Origin of the sequence: Mycobacterium sp. 012931 (genome assembly GCF_000419295.1) — a bacterium.
GTDB lineage: Bacteria > Actinomycetota > Actinomycetes > Mycobacteriales > Mycobacteriaceae > Mycobacterium > Mycobacterium marinum.
Genome location: NZ_AOPX01000001.1, coordinates 2,440,052 through 2,461,197, shown reverse-complemented (window position 1 = coordinate 2,461,197; position 21,146 = coordinate 2,440,052). Strand labels below are relative to the sequence as shown.

The 21,146-nt window shown below is 65.4% G+C and carries 15 protein-coding genes, 1 tRNA gene and 5 pseudogenes; 16 read left to right on the top strand and 5 right to left on the bottom strand.

Annotated features, from left to right (window positions below):
* Positions 1-22: 22 nt before the first annotated feature.
* The 9 genes and pseudogenes from MMSP_RS11005 (at position 23) to MMSP_RS10965 (ending at position 9,630) form a co-directional block, all read left to right on the top strand.
* On the top strand, positions 23-886 hold the full coding sequence (locus MMSP_RS11005; RefSeq protein WP_020786671.1) for an ABC transporter permease: 864 nt from the start codon (positions 23-25) through the stop codon (positions 884-886).
* A gap of 23 nt (positions 887-909) precedes the next feature.
* Positions 910-2,449: pseudogene (locus MMSP_RS11000) on the top strand (MlaD family protein).
* Positions 2,446-3,501, top strand: a complete 1,056-nt coding sequence (locus MMSP_RS10995) for an MlaD family protein (protein WP_020786669.1) — start codon at positions 2,446-2,448, stop codon at positions 3,499-3,501. The pseudogene MMSP_RS11000 and the gene MMSP_RS10995 overlap by 4 nt, the downstream one beginning before the upstream one ends.
* Positions 3,494-4,549 carry an MCE family protein gene (locus MMSP_RS10990; RefSeq protein WP_020786668.1) on the top strand — a complete coding sequence of 352 codons (1,056 nt, stop codon included), beginning with the start codon at positions 3,494-3,496 and terminating at the stop codon, positions 4,547-4,549. The genes MMSP_RS10995 and MMSP_RS10990 overlap by 8 nt, the downstream gene beginning before the upstream one ends.
* On the top strand, positions 4,546-5,661 hold the full coding sequence (locus tag MMSP_RS10985) for an MCE family protein (RefSeq protein WP_020786667.1): 1,116 nt from the start codon (positions 4,546-4,548) through the stop codon (positions 5,659-5,661). The genes MMSP_RS10990 and MMSP_RS10985 overlap by 4 nt, the downstream gene beginning before the upstream one ends.
* Positions 5,661-6,866, top strand: coding sequence for an MlaD family protein (locus MMSP_RS10980; RefSeq protein WP_020786666.1), 1,206 nt, complete (start codon positions 5,661-5,663; stop codon positions 6,864-6,866). Before MMSP_RS10985 ends, MMSP_RS10980 begins: the two co-directional genes overlap by 1 nt.
* Complete coding sequence (locus MMSP_RS10975) at positions 6,863-8,113, top strand: MlaD family protein (protein WP_020786665.1); 1,251 nt, start codon at positions 6,863-6,865, stop codon at positions 8,111-8,113. The genes MMSP_RS10980 and MMSP_RS10975 overlap by 4 nt, the downstream gene beginning before the upstream one ends.
* A 27-nt stretch (positions 8,114-8,140) precedes the next feature.
* Positions 8,141-8,833 (top strand): hypothetical protein, encoded by a 693-nt coding sequence (locus MMSP_RS10970; protein WP_036426429.1) that lies wholly within the window; start codon positions 8,141-8,143, stop codon positions 8,831-8,833.
* A gap of 18 nt (positions 8,834-8,851) precedes the next feature.
* Positions 8,852-9,630 (top strand): annotated as a pseudogene (locus MMSP_RS10965) (mannan-binding family protein).
* A gap of 1 nt (position 9,631) precedes the next feature.
* On the opposite strand, the gene MMSP_RS10960 reads toward MMSP_RS10965, so the two are convergent.
* Complete coding sequence (locus tag MMSP_RS10960; protein WP_020786662.1) at positions 9,632-10,831, bottom strand: Ig-like domain-containing protein; 1,200 nt, start codon at positions 10,829-10,831, stop codon at positions 9,632-9,634.
* 205 nt (positions 10,832-11,036) lie between these two features.
* Here MMSP_RS10960 and MMSP_RS10955 point away from each other — a divergent pair.
* Positions 11,037-11,109: transfer RNA gene (locus tag MMSP_RS10955), tRNA-Lys, on the top strand.
* Positions 11,110-11,111: 2 nt separating this feature from the next.
* Here the strand turns inward: MMSP_RS10955 and MMSP_RS10950 are convergent.
* The gene (locus MMSP_RS10950) at positions 11,112-11,693 is read right to left on the bottom strand and encodes a TetR/AcrR family transcriptional regulator (protein ID WP_020786661.1); all 582 of its coding nucleotides are present in this window, start codon (positions 11,691-11,693) and stop codon (positions 11,112-11,114) included.
* Positions 11,694-11,768: 75 nt separating this feature from the next.
* On the opposite strand from MMSP_RS10950, the gene MMSP_RS10945 reads away from it, so the two are divergent.
* Entirely contained in the window at positions 11,769-12,653 is an 885-nt protein-coding gene (locus MMSP_RS10945; protein ID WP_020786660.1) for a lysophospholipid acyltransferase family protein, read from the top strand.
* Between the two features lie 192 nt (positions 12,654-12,845).
* Positions 12,846-14,584: pseudogene (locus MMSP_RS10940) on the top strand (DUF3556 domain-containing protein).
* A gap of 111 nt (positions 14,585-14,695) precedes the next feature.
* Here the strand turns inward: MMSP_RS10940 and MMSP_RS10935 are convergent.
* The gene (locus MMSP_RS10935; protein WP_011741513.1) at positions 14,696-14,923 is read right to left on the bottom strand and encodes a DUF3618 domain-containing protein; all 228 of its coding nucleotides are present in this window, start codon (positions 14,921-14,923) and stop codon (positions 14,696-14,698) included.
* A 107-nt stretch (positions 14,924-15,030) separates the two neighbouring features.
* On the opposite strand from MMSP_RS10935, the gene bcp reads away from it, so the two are divergent.
* Positions 15,031-15,504, top strand: a complete 474-nt coding sequence (bcp, locus tag MMSP_RS10930; protein ID WP_011741514.1) for a thioredoxin-dependent thiol peroxidase — start codon at positions 15,031-15,033, stop codon at positions 15,502-15,504.
* Here bcp and MMSP_RS10925 read toward each other — a convergent pair whose 3' ends face one another.
* A complete protein-coding gene (locus MMSP_RS10925; protein ID WP_020786658.1) occupies positions 15,505-16,830 on the bottom strand; it encodes a dipeptidase in 1,326 nt (441 codons plus the stop codon).
* A gap of 42 nt (positions 16,831-16,872) precedes the next feature.
* Here MMSP_RS10925 and macS point away from each other — a divergent pair.
* The 3 genes and pseudogenes from macS to MMSP_RS10905 all read left to right on the top strand — a co-directional run bounded on the left by macS (position 16,873) and on the right by MMSP_RS10905 (position 20,661).
* Positions 16,873-18,094: pseudogene (macS, locus tag MMSP_RS10915) on the top strand (MacS family sensor histidine kinase).
* Positions 18,091-18,747: a response regulator transcription factor gene (locus MMSP_RS10910; RefSeq protein ID WP_012395552.1), complete on the top strand. Its 657-nt coding sequence runs from the start codon at positions 18,091-18,093 to the stop codon at positions 18,745-18,747. Before macS ends, MMSP_RS10910 begins: the two are co-directional and overlap by 4 nt.
* A gap of 61 nt (positions 18,748-18,808) precedes the next feature.
* Positions 18,809-20,661, top strand: a pseudogene (locus tag MMSP_RS10905) (DUF2339 domain-containing protein).
* Positions 20,662-20,734: 73 nt separating this feature from the next.
* Here MMSP_RS10905 and MMSP_RS10900 read toward each other — a convergent pair.
* Positions 20,735-21,127 (bottom strand): holo-ACP synthase, encoded by a 393-nt coding sequence (locus tag MMSP_RS10900; RefSeq protein WP_020786654.1) that lies wholly within the window; start codon positions 21,125-21,127, stop codon positions 20,735-20,737.
* Between the last annotated feature and the right edge of the window lie 19 nt (positions 21,128-21,146).

The window sequence follows — 21,146 nt, the reverse complement described above, 5'->3', positions numbered from 1 at the left end:
GCTCCCCGGACGGGGCTGTGACATGACGGTTTCCGCCTACCGGCCGCTAGCGCCCATCACCGAGCAGGTGGTTCGGCTCTACCGCAGGACCACCAAGCCGATCATTCGGCTGGGCCACATGCTGGTCTTCTTCTTCCGGGTACTGGCCGGAGTGCCGATCGCGGTGCGCCAATACCGCGGCGAGTTTCTGCGGCTGTTGTCCAACATCACCTGGGGCAACGGCTCGATTGTGGTGGGGGGCGGTACCGCCGGGGTGGCGGTGGTGCTCGGCATGACCGTTGGCGCGCTGCTGGGCATCGAGGGTTACAACTTCCTCGATCTGCTTGGCCTGGGCCCCGCAACCGGCTTGATCTCATCGTTGGTCAACACCCGCGAGTTGGCTCCCCTGATGGCGTCACTGGCGTTTGCGATGCAAGCCGGCTGCCGGTTCACCGCACAGCTGGGTTCGGTGCGCATCGCCGAAGAGATCGACGCGAGGGAATCGATTGCGATCCGCCCGATCCCGTTCTTGGTGACGACTCGCCTGGTTGCCTCGATCGTCGCGATGATCCCGCTCTATGCCGCTTGTCTGGCCATCGGCTACCTGACCACCCAAGTGGTGGTAGGCATCAGCAGCGGTGGCTCCACCGGCTCCTATTTGCACTACTTCTCGCTGATGCTGGCCGGTCAGGACATCTTCTATTCGTTGCTCAAGACCGTCATCTTCGTGTGGATCGCTTCCACTATCCAGTGCTACTACGGCTTCTACGCCAGCGGCGGCCCCGAGGGGGTCGGTGTTGCCGCGCGACATGGCATGCGGGCCAGCATCACCGTCGTGATCATGGTGAACATGCTGATCACCATGGCACTGTGGGGCGTCGACTCCGGGGCACGGTTCGGCGGCTAGGTAGATGGTCAGGTTGATGACAGATGCCCAATTCCATTGAGTCAGACGGGCGTGGCCCGTCGGATCGCCAGCTGATCGGCATCGGACTGGTGGTTGTGCTGCTGGCGGCGGTGCTGACCATTGCGCTGCTGGTCAAATCGACCGGCCGGCTCAACGACTACGTGCGCGTAACCGCGGACCTGCGCAACGTGGGCGACGGCCTGCCCAAGAGATCTGACGTCAAGTACCACGGCGTGCTGGTCGGCATGGTGGACGGCGTGGCTCCGGCGGCCAACGGGCGGCCCAACTACGTCCACATCAATCTCAAACCCGAATACGCCGCATCGATTCCGGCGGCGGTAACCGCTCGCGTCGTTCCCAGTAGCGTTTTCGCCGTGTCGTCCGTGCAGCTGATCGACGCACCCGCACCGCGTGGTCGCCAACCTGCCATCCGGGCCGGGACGCACATCCCCGAAGACAGCCGGCTACCCACGGTACTTTTTCAAACCACCGTCAGTAAGCTGCGCGATCTGCTCGCTGCGGCCGGACGCGGTCGTGAGGATAACTCGCTGGGAATCCTCGCTGCGATCGCGGCCGCCACCGACCATCGCCGTGCGCCCTTACTCAGCGGTGGAGCTCAGCTCAATCGCCTTCTCGATCAACTCAATTCGATCGTCGCCACCGATTCGGAACCCTCAACGGTCGCCGCGCTCATCGACGCGACCCGCGGATTGCAGGCCAGCGCACCCGAACTCGTCGAGGCGTTGCACCAGGCCGTGGAGCCGATGAAGACGTTCGCCGAGACCCGTGCACAGCTCGCCGCCCTGCTCGCCGGCGCCGACCACACCATCGGGACCGCGCAGCAATCGTTGGGCAACCACATCGATCAGCTGATCCAGATCACCACCGACTTCACTCCGGTGCTGGGCGTGCTGGCGCAGCAGTCCGACAATTTTCTGCCCGCGGTCATCAAACTGGACAACCTGGCCACCAAGTTCATGGACGAAGTCTGGATGCCCGAGAACAACACCGGAAACATGCGGGTGAACCTGTCGTTCACGCCCAGCCACTCATACACGCGCGCGGACTGCCCGCGCTACGGCGAACTCAAGGGGCCCAGCTGCTTCACGGCGCCGCTGGTTCCGGTTCGGCCCGACCTACCGGAAGTGCTGCTGCCGCAGAACTATCAACCACCCAAAGATCTGGCACCGCCACCGGGGACCGCTGTCGGTCCAGACGGCAACCTGGTGGCCCTCGGCCCGCCGCTGATCAACCCGAGCCCCAATCTGACCGATCCCAATCCACCGTTGCCCGCATGGTTGACTCCATCACCGCGGGTGCCGGGGACCGGGGACCGGGGACCCTGACGATGCGCCACCCGCGCCACCCGCGCCACCAGGGGCCGCTGCGCCGTCGGCATTCGGCGGCAACGTCGGTCCCGTCGGCAGCCGCCAGGAGCGCGACGCACTCGCCCTGATCACTGGCCGGCCCGCCACCGTCGCCACCGAATTGCTGCTGGGACCACTCGCCCGTGGGACGGTTGTGTCGCTACGTAATTCGGGTGCGGGTGGGGAGCCACGATGAAGTTTCGCGGTCCGCTCATCGGGCTTTCCCTATTCATGGTCGTTGCGGTGGCACTCACCTGGATGGTCTATGTCAGCCTGCGACGTGAAGTCGCCGGAAAGACCGTGGCGTATGCGGCGGTGTTCACCGACGTGTACGGGCTGCGTGAAGGCGACGACGTCCGCATGGCCGGCGTTCGGGTCGGCCGGGTCGAAAAGATCGACCTTGAAGGGAAACTGGCGAAGGTGCGGTTCGTTGTACAAAACGAGCAACGACTCTTCGGCAACACGGTCGCCTCGGTGACCTACCAGAACATCGTCGGGCAACGTTACCTCGGGCTGTCGTTGGGCAAGAAGGGCAGTCCGGATCAGCTCGCGCCGAGCAGTGTCATCCCCGTGCAGCGCGCCGAACCATCCTTCGACGTCACGGCGCTGCTCAACGGTTACGAGCCGCTGTTCAGCCTGTTGAACCCACGTGACGCCGACAACCTCACCAAGGGCATCATCGAGTCGCTGCAGGGCGACACCGCCTCGCTGGCCACATTGGTCAGCCAGACATCCACGCTCACCGAGACATTCGCCGGCCGCGACCAGGCGCTTGGCGATGTGATCACCAACCTGAACAAGGTGATCTACAACCTGGCTCAGCAGAACGACAACCTCGACGGCGTGATCACCGATACCCGGGAGGTGGTGTCTACCCTCGACCAGCGCCGTCCAGAGCTGGTTTCCTCAATCGGCTCCCTGGCCCGGGTACTAGAGCGACTATCCGCCTCCGCCAACGACGTATACCCGCAACTGCGTGAGTTCATCGACCGCCAGCCCGGCGCCACCCGCCATATTCTCAGCGTCGAGCCCCAGGTGGCATTCTTCGGCGACAACATTCCGCTGCTGTTGAAAGGACTAACCCGCGTAGGCAACCGGGGCGCCTACGGCAACGCATACGTATGCGACATCAACGCCTTCGGATTCTTCCCCGGCCTCAACGACGTCATGCCGATCATCGTCAACGCTGCGACCCCGGGGAACCAAGCCCGGCACACGCCGCGATGCCGGAGCATGGCTGATGGCTGATTCATCGCTGCGCCACAGGCTTTCCGCGTTGCAGAGGCGCCCGCTGGAGAGCTACAACAAGACCTGGCTGGGGTTTGCCGCCGTCGCGGTGGTCGCGGTGGTGATCGCGGCCATGCTGGTGGTGCATCTGGCCGGAGCCGGATATCGGCGCTACACGGCGGAGTTTCTGCAGGCGGCTGCGCTGCGAGCCGGTAACCCGATCGCCATCGCGGGCATCCCGGTCGGCACCGTCACCAGCATGAAGCTCGTCGGTGATCACGTCGAGGCGGGTCTGCGGATCCGCGATGACGTGGTGCTGGGCAAGGACTCCACGGCCACCATCAGAGTCACCACCATTCTCGGATCCCGCTATCTGGCCATCGAGCCCGACGGCGCGGCGTCGCTTCCCGACCACACCTTCGACTTGGCACACACCGCGGTTCCCTACGATCTGCAGGCCGCGTTGAAAGACGCGACAACAACTTTCGAGCAGGTCGACTCGGACCGATTCGCGCAGTCGCTTACCGTGCTGGGCAGGCAGCTCGACAAGCTACCGCCGGTGGTGCCGCAGGCGGTGGCCAACATCGACTCGCTGTCCTCGATCATCGCCACCCGCCGCGATCAATTGGGCCAGCTGCTCGAGAGCACCGAGCAGGTCACCAATACCTTGCGTCGGCAGCTTTCCACCATCGGCGGCCTGGTCAACCAGGGACAGGACCTGATGGGCCAGTTCGTCGCGCGGCGCGCCGTCTTCCACGCGATGATGCGATCCCTCGACGGCTTCGTCGGCACCTTGCGCCAGATCATCGGCGACCGCCCGGGCGTGGATGCGCTGCTGAAAGACATGCGTGAGTTCACCGGTCTGTTGGCACAACACGACGACCTGTTGAGCAATCTGCTGCAGATCAGCCCGATCTTCTTCCGCGAGGCGACCAACATCACCGGCGATGGCAACGCCGTCAACTTCAACGCACCCAATGGCCTGCTGCTGGTGGATTCATGGATGTGTGCGATCAGCGGCCGCGCCGAGCAGTTCGGGATGATTCCCTATTTCAAGGACTGCAAATGACAACCAGCAAGGTCAAGATCCTCGCCGTCGTCGCCGCCGTGCTGGCGGTGGTCGCGCTGGCCGGTGCCGGGTGGTGGCGGATGGGTGCCGATGATGACCCGATGACCGTGACAGCCCAGTTCGACAGCGCCTCGGGGCTGTATGAGGGCAACGTGGTGGCTGTCTTGGGTATGCCGGTCGGCCAGGTCACCAAGATCAGGCCCAAAGGCGGCTGCGTCGAAGTCGAATTCACCATCGATCGCAAGGTCAAGATTCCCGCCGACGCCCAAGCCGTCACGGTGTCGACCTCCATCCTCACCGACCGGCAGATCGAACTCACGCCGCCCTATCGGGGTGGCCCGGTGCTGCAAAGCCACGACACCATCGGCTTGACCCGCACCAAAACTCCCGTCGAATTCAGTCGGGTGCTCAGCGTTCTCGACAAGGTGACCAAGTCGCTGCAAGGCGATGGTCACGGCAGTGGTCCCGTCGCCGATGTGCTGAGCGGGGGTACCGAGATCGTCGACGGGAACGGCGCCAAGATCAAGGGAGCCCTTGACGCCCTGTCGCGGGCGCTCCGGCTCAGCAGCGACGGCGGCGCCCAGACCCGCGAACAGATCACGACGATCATCAGAAACGTCAGCTCCTTGTTCGACGCCGCAGCAGCCAACGACGCAAAGCTCCGGGAGTTTGCCTCGACGATCCATCAGGTCAGCCAGATTCTGGCCGACGAGGATATCGGCGGCGGCAACACCGGCAAGCGGCTCGATCAACTGGTGCAGCGTGCCGGTGACCTGCTCGATGCCAACCGCGAGGCGATCCGACAGACCGTTCTCAACGGCAACACCACATTGCAGACGGTCAGCGACCAGCAGCGGGATCTCGCGGAAATACTTGATCTCGCGCCGCTGGTGGCCGACAACGGGTACAACGCCATCGACCGGGCCAACGGTGCCGTTCGAGCTCACTTCCTCACCGACAGAATGATATTCGACAGCCAGCTGACCAAAGAGGTCTGCAACATGATGGGCTTGAGGCAGCTGGGATGCAGCACTGGGACCCTGCAGGATTTCGGGCCCGACTTCGGCCTGACCTTCGTGCTGGACGGCATGGCCACCATGGGGCAGAAGTGATGAGCGGGTTCGGGAAAGCCGCCGCCGCGATCGCGGTGACCACGCTGCTCAGCTCCGGATGTGCCGCTAACGGCCTTGATAGCCTTCCCCTTCCGGCTCCGACACTGGGCTCCGGGGGTTACACGCTGACCGCAGTGTTCGCCGACGCGCTCAACCTGCCGATGAACGCGAAGGTCAAGCTCGCCGGCGCCGACGTCGGACAGGTCGAGTCAATGGTCGCGCGCAACTACACGGCGGTGACGAGGCTGCGCATTACCGATGACGTTCGGCTGCCTCGGGGCAGCACGGCGGAGTTGCGGACCGCCACCCCGCTCGGTGATGTGTTCGTGGCGTTGCGCCCACCCGCGGGAGCCGGTACCGAGGCGGCGATGTTGAAGGACGGCGACACCATCGGGTTGGATTCCACGACGGCGGCCGCAACCGTGGAATCGGTGCTGAGCTCTGCGGCAATCCTGGTCAACGGCGGAGCAATACGCAATTTCACCAACATGATCAACGGCTTCGGCAACGCCACGGGCGACCAGGGCCAGGCATTCGGAAATCTCATTCGCAAGTCCAACCGGCTGCTGGCCACGCTGGACTCGCGGTCTGAGCAGATCTCGACTGGCCTGAGCGAATTAGCCAGCCTGGCGGAACAACTCGATGCCAAGAACCAGGCCGTCACCGAGTTGATGGCCGCCGCCGAGCCTGCCGCCGACGCCCTGGCCGCCAACACCGGGGAGCTGTCCAACCTGGTCGTCCAGGTCGGCGACACCACCCGCCTGCTGGCCAGGTTCCCAGCATTGGGCGGAACCGACACCAGCGGCCGCAGCATGATCCGAGACCTCAACACGATTGCCGGGGCCGCCAACGACATCGCGGTCAGCCCCGACACCAGCTGGCTGGCCTTGAACCGGATGATCCCGCCGATGGTTAAATCCACTGCTCGGGGCGCACTTTCGGTGCGCGCCAGCGTGGACCGGCTGGTGCTCGGATCGATACCCGACATCGGCTTCCCCGGCTACGTCGGATTGCACGGACCGCACCGCTACAACTGGAACCAGTTCATCGGCTCGTTGAAGTACGCGCTGTGGCGGCTGCAGGAACGAGTGGTCGGGCGAGGACCGGGTTCGCCGCAGCTGCCGGTGATGCCCGACCCGGAGGTTCCGGGCGAAATCCAGATCGCTCCTCCCCTGTCCCCCCAACCGCCGGGACCCCCACCGTGATCACGCCGATCGCCAATGCCGTTGTCCGCGTGGTGCGGGCGGGACATCGTCAGCAGACGTGGCTGTCGGTGGCGGGGCTGGTTCTCACCCTCGTCGTCGCGGCCGCCTACTTGCTGGTCGGCGCGTTGCGGCTGACGCCGTTCGCCTCGAGCTACCGGGTTACCGTCTCGCTACCGGAATCCGGTGGCCTACTGCCCAATCAGGACGTCGCACTGCGTGGTGTGCGGATCGGACGAATCGAGTCGCTGCACCTCACCGAATCGGGTGTCGATGCCATCGCCAGCATCACATCGCAGGTAAAGATTCCGGCGTCCAGCACCGTTCATGTGTCGGCGCTGTCTCCGGCTGGTGAGCAGTTCCTCGATTTCGAACCCGAATCCGACACCGGGCCCTATCTAAGCGAGGGCGCAGTGATCGGAGTTAATCAGGCGAGGGTCCCGGTCAGCCTCGCGCAGTTGCTCGGTGATGCCAACGGATTGCTCGCGCAGATCGACCCGCACCAGGTCGAGCTGATCAAGAAGGAACTGAGCCTGAGCCAGGCGGGGTCGAAAAAGCTTGCCGCCATTGTTGATGGCGGCACGTTCCTGCTGTCGACGCTCGATTCGGTGTTGCCCGAAACCACCAGCATTATCAGGACCAGCCGGGTGGTGCTGAACCTGATAGCCGACAAGAATGCCGGGCTGGCCGCGACCGCCGTGACACTGGATCGGACCCTGGCCGGCGTGGCCAGAATGCAAGGCGGGTATCGGAGCCTCACCGAGCGGACACCGCACACCCTGGCGGCCATCGACCACTTGTTCGCCGATAACTCCGACACGATGGTGCAGTTACTGGGCAGCATGGCTACCGGCGCGCAGCTGCTCTACCTGCGGGTACCGGCGCTCAACGCGCTGTTCCCCGACTATCGAGGATCGGTGCTGGACGCTCTGGCAAGCGCTTTCCACGACCACGGCGTCTGGGCGACGGCCGAACTCTATCCGCGCTACACCTGCGACTACGGCACCCCGTCGTATCTGCCTTCGGCGGCCGACTATCCCGAACCGTTCATGTACACCTACTGCCGCGACGACGACCCCGCGGTCTCGATTCGAGGAGCCAAGAACGCGCCGCGCCCGGGCGGTGACGATACTGCCGGACCACCGCCCGGGGCAGATCTGGGCCGGCGAACCGATCCAACGCCGCGGGGCCGCTTCACCATTCCCACCCCCTACGGGGGGCCGGTGCTGCCGATCGAACCGCCTCACTGAGCACGACACCACGTCCAACGCAAGGAGATGATTGTGGTCGCTACCACGGAGAAAGACGACGAAACCCAGTCCGAGGAACCCGCTGCCTCGTCGGAGGACAACCAAGACACCGAAGACACCTCACAGACCCCAGACATCGAAGTCGACTCGGTTGAGCACGCCGAGGCCGAGTCGGCGGACGACGACGAGGACAACACGCTGCTGGCGGACAAGCGCGAAAAGGCGGCGCGCCCAAACCGCTCCTGGGCGCGGTATCTACGGCGCGGCGCAATGCCGCTGTTGCTCGCTGGTGCACTGGCGCTTTCGGCATTCCTGGGCTGGCAGCAATGGCAGCAGCGCCAGGTGAAGCTGGCGGGCCAGCAGGCTCAACAAGCCGCCATCGCCTACGCCCAAGTGCTGACCAGCATTGATTCCAACAACGTCGACCAGAACTTCCGTCAAGTGCTCGACGGGGCGACCGGCGAGTTCAAGGACATGTATACGCAGTCCAGCGTTCAGCTGCGTCAGTTGCTGATCGACAACAAGGCCAGTGCCCATGGCGTCGTGGTGGATTCCGCAGTTGCCTCCGAAACCGTGAACAAGGTCGTCGTGCTGGTCTTTGTCGACCTAACCGTGACCAACATGGCGGTACCGGACCCGCGCATCGATCGCAGCCGGATCAAGATGACCATGGAAAAGGTCGACGGACGCTGGCTGGCCAGCAAAGTCCAGCTGCTCTAAACCGTTCGGAGCCAACCCATGCCGATCACACGATTGCTCACGACACTGACGCTGGTCGTAGCGGCAGCAACCTCGGGGTTCGTCAGCCCGCCAACGGCGCGGGCATCAGCTTCGTCGTTCTGCGGGAGCTCGGTGGCGACTGGGACGGCCAGTACTGCCATACCTCGGTGGTCTCCGAACGCAAAGCGGTCCGCGATATCAAAGTGGCGGTGCCCGCTGACCTCATCGACGATGCGACGGCAGGTCCGGTGGTCCGCGACTATCTGCGCACCCTGGTCACCAACTGGAAATCTGTGGGCGCACAGATGGTCGCGGACAGCTTCGGCGAGGAGAACTACCAGGTGTTCCGGCACGGCAGCATGCTCAGCGCCGTGTTCCACGAGGATTACCACGCCGACGGCCCCAAGCCCAACAACGCCTATCGCACGTTCACCTTCGACACGGGGGGCGGGAGGCGAGTGCAGCTGGCGGACCTGACGACCTCGAATCCGCTTACCGCAATTCCCCCGCTGGGCCAGCCCTACATCCAGGCCGCACTCGATGCGGCCGCGCCACCGCACGACCCGGGAACCTACCCATTCGTCGCCGACCGGTGGACACCCGACAAGGTCTATTCCGGCGGCTACCGGGCTTGGGCACTAACCCCAGACGAGTTGGTTCTCTACCTGCCCGACTACCCGGTGGGTCATGACGAGCCGATCGACTTCACGCCCGGGGCCGCACAATGGTCCATGGACGGAGGAGCCGTCGTAGCGCACATCCCGCTCTCGGCGCTGGGTCCCGTACTGCGCGGCTGAGTTACGCGTTGGCGTTGCCGGCGCGCCACTGCTCCCAGGGAATGTTCCAGTCGCCAAGCCCCTCAGTGCCGGGCAGCGTGCCTCCCACGGTGTTGACGACCTCGACGATGTCGCCGGTCTTGATGTGGTCATAGAACCACTCCGCGTTGCTGGGGCTCACATTCAGACACCCGTGGCTGGTGTTCGTGTGGCCCTGGGCACCGACCGACCACGGCGCGGAGTGCACATAGACACCGCTATAGGACAGCTGCGTGGCCCAATTGACATCGGTGCGGTACCCATTGGGTGAGTTGACCGGCACGCCGTAGGTCGAAGAGTCCATGATGATGTGCTTGAACCGCGCGCCCACGATGTAGATGCCGTTGGCGGTCGGGGTGCTGTCCTTGCCCATCGAGGTCGGCATGGTCTTGACCACCTCGCCGTTGACCAGGATGGTCAGCATCTTCGTGTTGTCGTCGGCGGTCGCAATCACCTCGTCGCCGATGGTGAAGTGCGTCTTGACGTTGTCCTCGCCGAACATGCCCTCACCCAGATCGACACCGTAGGTGTTCACCGCGACATCAACGCTGGTCCCCGACTTCCAGAAGTGCTCTGGGCGCCAACGCACCTCGCGGTTGTTGAGCCAGTAGAAGGCGCCCTCGACGGCCGGTTTGGTGGTGATCTTGATGGCCTTCTCGGCAGCCAGGCGGTTGGCGATGTTCTCGTCGAACCGGATCGCGACCGGCTCACCGACGCCGACAACCTCACCGTCGGCGGGACTCACGTACGGCATCGTCAGATGGGCCGGCGAACTGGTCTGGAACGTCATCTGGCGGGTCGCGGCACCGCCCAGGCCAAGCGCCTTGGCGTTGAGCGTATAGCGCCGGTTGTATCCGAGCGGCTCGTCAGTCGACCAGTGCAGTCCGTCGGAGCTGAGTTTCCCGCTGATGGACTTGCCGCTCTCGTTGACCATGGTGACCGCGGCCAACACACCGTCGGAGACGCTCACGGTGACCGGTGCGTCCACGGTGACCCCGACGGCCCCGTCGGTCACCGATGCGGTGAGCTTGGGCACCAACAGGTCGGCAAACGGGGTGCCCTTGTTCTCGATCACCTTGGTCGCGGTGGGGGTAGCACTGCTGCCGCCGCAGGCGACGGCCAGCACAGCAACCGGGATCAGGATCGCAGCCAGCCACGATCGACGTCTGCTCAAAGGCGCCATCAAGTGACCTTCCAGATACTCACGCTTACTTTGGTCACCGCTGACCTCGGATTGTTACTAGCATTGTACTGCCTCATCACCGCCAGCTCGGCGAATGAGGCTCCGTTCCTGCGGTCCAGTATCGCACTGCACCCCGTGTGATCCGGAGATTTCCCTCTGCGCCGGGATGCCTGTTATTGTCGCAACGCGGTCTTGCCAGACCGATGCGCCGTTAGCTCAGTTGGTAGAGCAGCTGACTCTTAATCAGCGGGTCCGGGGTTCGAAACCCTGACGGCGCACTTCACGAAATGCCCCTTGTGGGAGCCACGATGCGGCGAGCGGCCTCTACGGCCGCTGCCCGTCGCCCCTCGATAACCGCGCGATCAGTAGCGACGGCATCGGGATGAGGCGACTGCGCCCAGGCCAGACCCACCCCAAACAACAGGACGAGCAAGTCCATCGGATACCAGTGCGGGTCGACGTGGCCGGCGGCTTGGGCCGCTTCGATCACACCGACGTCGCGCGCCTGGACCGATTCCACGCCCTCGACCTGCGGCGGGTCCAGGACCAAACCCTCTAGATTGGCCCAGGTAATCATGCGCAGGTGCTCGGGCCTGCGGCAGGCCAGGTCGTAGATGTCGCCGACGAACTCGGGGACCGCGTCGGGACGCAGCGTCACCGCGGCAAAGAACTCCTCCATGTCGGCGGCGACAACGCTGCGAAATAGCGCCTCCTTGTCCTGGAAGTGCGCGTAGAGCCGCTCCTTGCTCGCCTCGGCGGTCCGCGCGATGCGGTCGATCCGGGCACCGGCCAGGCCGTATTGCGCGAACTCGGACCGAGCGGCGGTCAGGATCGTCTCGCGAAGTTCAGCCGTGGTTCGCACAGCATGATCATAGCCATACGAACTAGTTCGTTTGATAGCGTGGTAGTCCGAGCACGAATCCGAGCGGAGGAAGCCATGGGCGGACGCATCGATACCGAGGCAATAATGAGCCCGCCGCGCCGAGTGGAGTTCCTGCGCGGTGCGCTAGACCGGACCCAAGACGGGATTGCGCCGCTTATCGACCTGTTTCGGCCCCATGTAACCGGCCTGGAAACACTGCCCGCCAACGGACGATTCTTGTTGGTGGGCAACCACACTCAGTTTGTCGGCGGTGAGGTGCTGCTGGTTCCGCACTTCGTTCGTCGGGCAATCGGCAGCCGAGTGCGTCCACTGGCCGATCGCCGGTTCGGGCGGCGCCGCGGCATTGGTTACGACCTGATGACCGCCTACGGCGGCGTCGTCGGCGCGCCCGAAAGCGCACGAGAACTGATGCGGCACAACGAAACCATTCTGGTATTCCCCGGCGGAGGCCGCGAGATCGCGAAATTCAAGGGCGAGGAATACCACTTGAATTGGAATGGGCGCAACGGATTCGCCCGCATCGCGGCCGAAAACGACTATCCGATCGTTCCGGTCGGACTGGCCGGCGGTGACGATGTCTACAAGAGCATGGTCACCCGCGACAGCGCGCTCGGCCGGCTCAGCCAGGCCGTCAGCGTGAAGCTGACCGGCCGCTCCGACATGGCGATGCCGTTGATGCGCGGGATGGGACCAACCCTGATCCCCCGCCCCCAGCGGATGTACCTGCGTTTTGGCGAGCCGATCGACACGACGCAGCCGGATGGGAGAGCGGCCCAGGAGTGGGTCGAGTCGGTGAAGAAAAGCACTCAGCACGCTCTGGAAACAATCCTGGCCGAGTTGCTGAGCATTCGCGCAGGCGACCCGTTCCGCGCGCTCAACCCGTTGTCCTGGGCGAGCGCGGCCAAAGCCGAAGCGACCAGCAGCGCGAGCCAAAATTAGGGTGCCGCCGCAACTTTGGCAGCGCCCAGCCCATACCCGCCAGGCCTGGCCGACGCGCGCTGTCCAGGGGCTATCAAGACGCCTTCGGTGGGCCGATCGGATCTGTTCGAACCCCCGCCTTTGGCGGTAGTTTTCTTCTGACACCGAAGTTGTGATCGGCGCCCCCAGACCAGGTTTGTCGAAGGAGCTGTAATGGGGTTCATCCAGCCAAACCTGCCCGTCGTCGACATGGCCGAGTGGAGCAAGGGCACCCGCGCGCAGCGGATCGTTCCGATGGCCCGCCACATTGCAGAAAACGGCTTCGGCACCCCGCTGGTGATGCCCGTGATGTATGGCATCAAGATCGTGCTCTACATCCTGGGCGCGTACTGTTCGCCTTGTCCACAAGCGGTGTCGAGGGCTTCAGCAACGTCGGCGCGTGGTGGACGGAACCGATCGTGTTCGAGAAGGCCGTGCTCTACACGATGCTGTTCGAGGTGGTAGGTCTGGGCTGCTGCTTCGGCCCGATGGCCGGGCGCTACTTCCCGCCGATGGGTTCGATCCTGTACTGGCTGCGGCCCGGAACCATCCGCCTGCCCCCCTGGCCCAACCGGGTGCCACTGACCAAGGGCACCAACAGAACTCTGTTCGAGGTTTTGCTCTACGGCGCCCTACTCGCGCTGCTCGTCGTCGCGTTGGTGTCCGACGGCACCGGGCCAATTCCTGAGCTCAACACCATGATCGGCGTGCTTCCGCGGTGGCAGCCGGTCGCCATCCTCTCGGTGCTCGCGGTCCTCGGCCTGCGCGACAAGATCACCTTCCTGGCCGCGCGCGGTGAGGTGTATGCGCCACTGACACTGGTGTTCCTGTTCTCCGGCAGCGACATCGTCGTCGGAGCAAAGCTGGTCTTCATCGTCATCTGGCTGGGCGCAGCGACCTCGAAGCTCAACAAACACTTCCCGTTCGTGATCTCGACGATGCTGGCCAATAATCCGTTCATCCCCTCCGGGTTCCTCAAGAGGTCGTTGTTCAAGCGATACCCGGATGATCTACGGCCCAGCACGTTATCGGACTTCATCGCACATTTCTCGACCGCGGTGGAAGGGCTGGTACCGCTGGCGCTGTTCTTCTGCCACGGTGGCTGGCCGACGACCATTGCCGCGTTCGTGATGGTCATGTTCCACCTCAACATCCTGCTGGCCTTCCCGATGGGGGTGCCGCTGGAGTGGAACGTCTTCATGATTTTCGGGGTGCTGTGGCTGTTCGTCGCCCACGCACACCTCGGGCTCGCCGATTTGACCGGCCCGTGGCCCGTCGTCCTGTGCGCCCTGATCGCCGCCGTTGTCGTCATCGGAAATCTCTACCCGCGCATGGTCTCCTTCCTGCCCGGCATGCGTTACTACGCCGGCAACTGGGACACCACCCAGTGGTGCGTCAAGCCGTCGGCCGACGAAAAGATCCGAGTCGGTGCTCGCGCACTCGGCCCGATGTATCACCTGCAACTCGAGCGGCTCTACAACAGCAAAGAGCAGGCCCTGGTGCCGATACACCTGGCCTTCGCGTTTCGGGGGATGAACACCCATGGCCGCGCGCTCTACACGCTGGTGCATCGCGCACTGGCCGGGTACGACGAGGACGACTACAACGTGTGCGAGGGCGAGCAACTTTGCGCCATGGTGCTCGGATGGAACTTCGGCGACGGGCATCTACATAACGAGTGCCTCATCGAGGCCCTACAGCAGCGGTGCGGATTCGAGCCGGGTGAGGTTCGGGTGGTGATTCTCGACTCGCAGCCCATCCAAATCCAGCGCCAGCAGTACCGGCTCGTCGACGCCGCCACTGGCGAGTTCGAGCACGGTTACGTCGATGTGGCTGACATGGCCGAGGCCCAGCCCTGGGTCGATGACCTGCCGATACACGTCGAAAGCGGCACCGCGGCCGGAATGACCTGAGGGCACTGCGGTGGTACCCAATCGCGTCGAGCGTGCCCCCAGGGCGTCGAGTGTGCGCTCAGGGTGGCGATCCGGCGGTTTCCACGCCCTGGACGCACATCCGAAGCCGTCTCAGCGGTTCCTGATCTTGCGGATCACCACGACCACGACGACAGACCCGATCCCGACCAACGTCACGGTCACGGCCGGTTTGGTGACGAACTCGATCACTTTGGCCTTCACGTCGTCGGCCAGGCGGCGGGGGTTGGCACGCTCAACCAGCGAGTCGACGGTGGTCGCCAGCTGGTCGCGGGCGACGTCGATGTCCTGCTTGATGGTGTCGGGATCGCGGTCCGCCACGTGTCTGTCCTCCAAGTCTCCCGCTATCCGGCCTATACACCTGCCCGCACTACCCTAGATCAGCCGGTGCGAGTCCTAACGCTCCGGTGAACAGAAAGGGACCTACGTTGAGCGAGACCACACGCCTGGCGCCAGGCGACAAAGCGCCTGCATTCAGCCTGCCCGACGCCAACGGCAACAAGGTGTCACTGTCCGACTACAAGGGACGCCAAGTGGTGGTGTACTTCTACCCGGCCGCTTCGACTCCCGGATGCACCAAACAGGCCTGCGATTTCCGCGACAACCTGAGCGAGTTGAACGAGGCCGGCCTCGACGTGGTCGGGATCTCGCCCGACAAGCCGGAGAAGCTGGCCAAGTTCCGCGATGCCGAGGGGCTCACGTTCCCGCTGCTATCCGATCCGGACCGCAAGGTGTTGGCCGCCTACGGCGCCTACGGCGAGAAGATGATGTACGGCAAGACCGTCACCGGCGTGATCCGTTCCACGTTCGTGGTCGACGAAAACGGCAAGATCGCCGTCGCCCAGTACAACGTGAAGGCGACCGGGCACGTCGCCAAACTCCGCCGCGACCTACAGGTGTGATCAGGCCAGGTTGGCCAGCAGCAGCGCCTCGGCCACCGCGGCTCGCTCCAGCACCCCCAGATGCAGGCTCTCGTTGACGCTGTGCGCCTGCGTCCCGGGATCCTCCACCCCCGTGACGAGGATCTTCGCGTCAGGAAACGCCTCGGCGAACTCGGCGATGAACGGGATCGACCCACCCATACCCATGTCGATCGGGTCGGCACCCCACGCCTGGCGGAACGCCGTGCGTGCGGCGTCATAGACCGGACCGCTCGCGTCGATCGCGTAAGGCTGACCGATGTCGCCGCGCTCGACGCTTACCCGGGCTCCCCAGGGCGCATGCTTACGCAGGTGAGCTTCCACGGCATCGAGGTGCGCCGCGGCGTCCCCGCCGGGTGCGATCCGAATGCTGATCTTGGCGCGAGCCCGCGGAATCAACGTATTCGATGCTGCCGCAATGGAAGTGGTGTCGATACCGATCACGGTGATCGCCGGCTGCGCCCACAGCCGCTGGGGCACCGAACCTGACCCGATCTCGGTGACACCGTCGAGCAGACCCGAGTCCGCACGCACCCGCTCGGGCGGATAGTCAACGGCGGCGGCCGTGCTCTCGTGCAATCCGGCCACCGCTACGTTGCCGTCGTCATCGTGCAGGCTGGCCAGCAGCCGCACCAACACACTGAGCGCGTCGGGAACCACACCACCCCACAAACCGGAGTGCAGCCCGTGGTCGAGGGTGGCGACTTCCACGACACAGTCAGCCATGCCACGCAGCGACACCGTCAGCGCCGGCACATCGGTGCTCCAATTGTCCGAATCCGCGATGACGATCACGTCGGCCACCAGCACGTCGCGGTGAGCGGCCAGCAATCGGCCCAACGACGGCGAACCGGACTCCTCCTCGCCCTCGACGAAGACGGTCACACCCACCGGCGGTTTGCCATCGTGCGCCCGAAAGGCCGCCAAATGCGTTGCGATTCCCGCCTTGTCATCGGCCGTGCCACGCCCGTAAAGACGACCGTCGCGTTCGGTCGGCTCGAACGGGGCCGAGGCCCACTGATCGGGGTCTCCCTCGGGTTGGACATCGTGGTGGGCATACAGCAGCACGGTCGGCGCGCCCGGCGGTGCCGGATGCTGCGCGATGACCGCCGGGGCACCGCCTTCGCTGACGATCTGGACGTCATCAAAACCTGCCTGTGCCAACAAATCAGCTACCGCTTGAGCACTGCGATGGACCTCGGCGCGTCGCCCCGGGTCGGCCCATACGGATTCGATCCGGACCAGCTTCTCGAGGTCCTGCCGCACCGACGGCAGCACCTCGCGCACACGCTCAACAAGATCAGTCATGACACTGAGGCTAACCAACGGGCTGGCTATGCTGAGCGCGTAATGGCGACACGCGGTCCCGACCCGACGGCGCCGCTCTGGCGGGCGGCGCAGCTATTCTGGCTGCTGAGCTGCGGCTACGCACTCGGCTTCCACATCGCGATCAACTCAAACCTGCAGCGGCCGCTGCTGGGCTGGGCGCTGTTCGCGGTGCTGATCGGCTGGAGCGCAGCCTGCGCGGTCGCCTACCTGCGCGGCTTCGGCCGGCGGCCGGCCTGGGTGATCACCCAGGGCTCCGGCGTTGTTGATTAGCAGGCTTGTGAGCTGGGTTGATGATCTTTGGTGCCGCGCTCCCTGGGTGATCACCGAGATCGCCGTCGTCGTCGTGCTGATGCTGTCCACCAAGATGGTGGCCTCGGCACAGTGGGCCCTGGACAACCAGACCTGGCCGACCACGCTTTGGGCCAGCAACGCCACCATCTCGGCGGCGCTGCAGTTCGGCCCGGCCGGCGGCATGTTGACCGGCATTGCGGTGACAGCCGCCAACGAGGCCGTCAAGGGCTACGTCAACGTCAACCTTGGGCGCAGCGCGACCATCGTGATCGAACTGGCGGTCGGCCTGGCGGTCGGCATGGCCGCCCGCACCGCCCGGCGCGCCCACGCCGATCTGCAACGAGCGGCTCAGCTGTCGGCCGCCTTGCAGGAGCGGGAGCGGCTCTCCCGGCAGGTCCACGACGGCGTCATCCAGGTGCTGGCGCTGGTCTCTCGGCGCGGGCACGAAATCGGTGGCCCCACATCCGAGTTAGCCGAACTCGCCAGCGAGCAGGAACGCGCGCTGCGCCGATGGATAATCTCCACTGACACCGATCGTGACGGCAACACCCGCAGCGTCGACCTGTGCGCCCTGTTGCGGCGCAGGGCGTCCGACCGGGTATCGATGAGCTTGCCGGGAACTCCGGTGACACTGACGCGGGAGGTCGCCACCGAGCTGGATGCGGCGGTGGGCAACGCCCTCGACAACGTGCGCCTGCATGCCGGGCCGAGCGCCCGCGCATTCGTGCTGCTCGAAGATCTCGGCGACTCGGTCACCGTCAGCGTCCGCGACGACGGCGTGGGCATTGCCCCGGGGCGACTCGACGAGGCCGCCGGCCAGGGGCATCTGGGTATCTCGAAGTCGATTGTGGGACGGCTGGCGGCCCTGGGTGGCACCGCAGAACTGAGCACGGACCAGGGCGAGGGCACCGAATGGGAGCTGCGGGTGCCACGCCGGGAAGGATCGTCATGAGTGAGCACGAATCGCCGACGGTGATGGTCGTCGACGACCATCCGATCTGGCGTGACGCGGTTGCCCGCGATCTCTCCGATGACGGCTTCGCAGTGGTCGCCACCGCCGACGGGGTGGCGACGGCGCAACGGCGGGCCGCAATCGTCAAGCCCGACGTGGTGGTGATGGACATGCGGCTGGCCGACGGCGATGGTGTGCAGGCAACCACGGAGGTGCTCAAGGTCTCGCCCGCGACCCGCGTGCTGGTGCTGTCGGCCTCCGACGAACGCGAGGACGTCCTGGAAGCCGTCAAGGCGGGGGCAACCGGATACCTGGTCAAGAGTGCGTCGAAGGCCGAACTCGCCGATGCGGTGCGCGCCACCGCGGCGGGGCGAGCCGTCTTCACCCCAAGCCTGGCTGGGCTGGTCTTGGGCGAGTATCGGCGTATCGCGCAAACCGCGGACTCGAGCCAGGATCGGCCCAGCCTGACCGAACGGGAGACCGAGATACTGCGCTACGTCGCAAAAGGACTGTCCGCCAAGCAGATTGCTGAAAAGCTCTCGTTGAGCCACCGGACGGTGGAAAACCACGTCCAGGCGACGTTCCGCAAGCTGCAGGTCGCCAACCGGGTGGAGCTGACCCGCTACGCCATTGAGCACGGGCTGGACAAGTAGCCGCCCAGTTTGCGTAGTCCTACTCATCCATGCCGGGGCCAAGAACGGCAGAGTAATCGACATGACCGAATCGCGGCACGCTGTCATCAGTCGACTCTCCGCGGAATTCGACTCATTGGCTCGTCAGATGGCCCGCGTTTCCGGCGAACTCAGCCAGCTTGACCGCCTGATCTCCGATTCGGTCGGCGCGCCCCAACCCGCTGCGGCCGCGCCGCCGCAACCACAACCGCAGCCTGTGGCTCCGTACTGGTACCCCTACTGGCAGCAGTGGGCGCCCGTGGCGCCAGCACCCGCCGCGGCGCCGCCACGCCAGGACGCTCCCCCACCTACCGCGCGCCCGGCCCCCAAGGCCCACCGGCCCCGGCACCGGCCGCGGCCCCACCGGTCTCCGCACCGCGGCGCCCCGCCGAGAGCACCGAATCCGGCTGGATCGGCAAGCTGCTAGCGGTCGCGGGAGTGGCGGTGACGTTGACCGGCGTGGCGCTGCTGCTGGTCCTCGCCGCGCAAGCCGGGCTGCTGCGACCCGAGATCCGGGTCGCCGGTGGCACGGCGTTGTCAGTCGCGCTCGTCGGCGTGGCCGTCCGGCTGCGCGGCCGCCCCGGTGGACGCATCGGCGCGATCGCGTTGGCCGCCACCGGTATCGCAACCGCCTACCTGGACGTCATCGCGGCGACCACCATCTACCAGTGGGTGCCGGCGCCCGCCGGGCTGGTGCCGGCCGCGCTGGTCGGTGGGGCGGGACTTGCGCTGGCCCGCCGCTGGGATTCCGGGCACCTGGGGCTACTGGTGCTGGTGCCGTTGATCGGGCTGGCGCCCGTGCTCACCAGAGGTGCCGATCTCTTGCTGGTGAGCTTCATGCTGGCGCTGTCGGCCGCAGCGTTACCGGTGCAACTGGGCAAGGATTGGGTCTGGCTGCACGCCGCGCGCGTCGCGGCACCCACCGTGCCCCTGTTGATCGCCCTGGTGGCGGCCGACAAGCACGACAACACCTGGCTGCTGGGCGCAGCCTGCGGTGTCGCGGCGATCCTTGCCATCGTGAGCGGCCTGATCGTGTTGCCGGGCGGCAAGAACGCCGCCGCCCTGGCCGTGCTCACGGTGGTCGGGACCCTGCCCGTCTTGGCCGCCGCCGTCGCGGTCGATCGCGTGTTTGCCGCGCTGCTGGCCGGCACCCTGGCCGCGGCACTGTTGGCAATCGTTCTGGTAGGCAGTGAACTTCCCACCATCTTCAACCGGGTCTTGGCGGCATGGTCGGCAATCTCGGCGCTGGTCGCCGTTACCGTTGCCTTCGACGGCCACGTCGAGGGGCCGATCCTGCTCGCCCTTGCCATCGTCGTCGCGATCGCCGGTCGCCACGACCGCATGGCGCTCTGGGCCGCAGCGGGTTTCGGCATCGTCGGCCTCGGCCTGTACTACAGCTATGCGCTGTTGACAGCGACGGTGATGCCGACCCCGATCGCGGTGTCCACCTTGGCCGCCAGCCTGCTCAGCATCGCATTTGTCGTTGCGATGAGCAGGGCGTGTGCCGGCATCGGAGGCCAGAATCGCGACATCCGCCGGATCCTGGCCGCCGTCGGCGGGGTGCTGGTGATCTATGCCGTCACCGCGTTTACGGTCACCGCCGGTGTCCTGATCGCCGGCACCGAGGCGGGCTTCCTGGCCGGCCACATGGCGGCCACCATCTGCTGGATCGCCGTAGCGGCGCCGCTGTTCGTCTACGCACTGCGAGTCGCAGACCGGGAACGCCGCACCGCCCCGATCAGCGCCGGCCTGGCGCTCACCGGGGCCGCCACCGCCAAGCTGTTCCTGTTCGATCTCGCCACGCTCGACGGCATCTTCCGGGTCGCGGCGTTCATCGTGGTCGGCCTGGTGCTGCTGGCGATGGGAACCGGATACGCGCGCAGCCTCGCGCGCTAGCACCCTGGCGAGCAGACGCGAAATCGCACGGGATCGGAGATTCCGATGCGATTTCGCGTCTGCTCGCCGGAGATCAACTGGTCTCGAGAATGGCCACGGCGGCCGCCGTATCCCCCTCGTGGGTCAACGACACATGGATCGTCACATCGGCCAGGTGCTTGGCGATCTCCCCGGTGAGACGCGCCCGCGGCCGTCCCCACATGTCGGTGACCACCTCGATGTCGCGGTGGATGTCTTCGGGCAGCACCGGCCGCTGCGCGAACCGTGATCCAGACCAGGCCTTGATCACCGCTTCCTTGGCGGCCCAACGGGCCGCCAAGTGCCGCGCCGCCGACGAACTCTTATCGGAGGCGTCGCGGCGCTCACCGGGGGTGAAGGTCGCAGCGAACGCCGTTCCCGGCTGATCGACCTGCTCGGCGAAATCAGGAATGGAGACGAGGTCGATCCCGACGCCGACGATGCCCATGGATCGCCACGTTAATCGA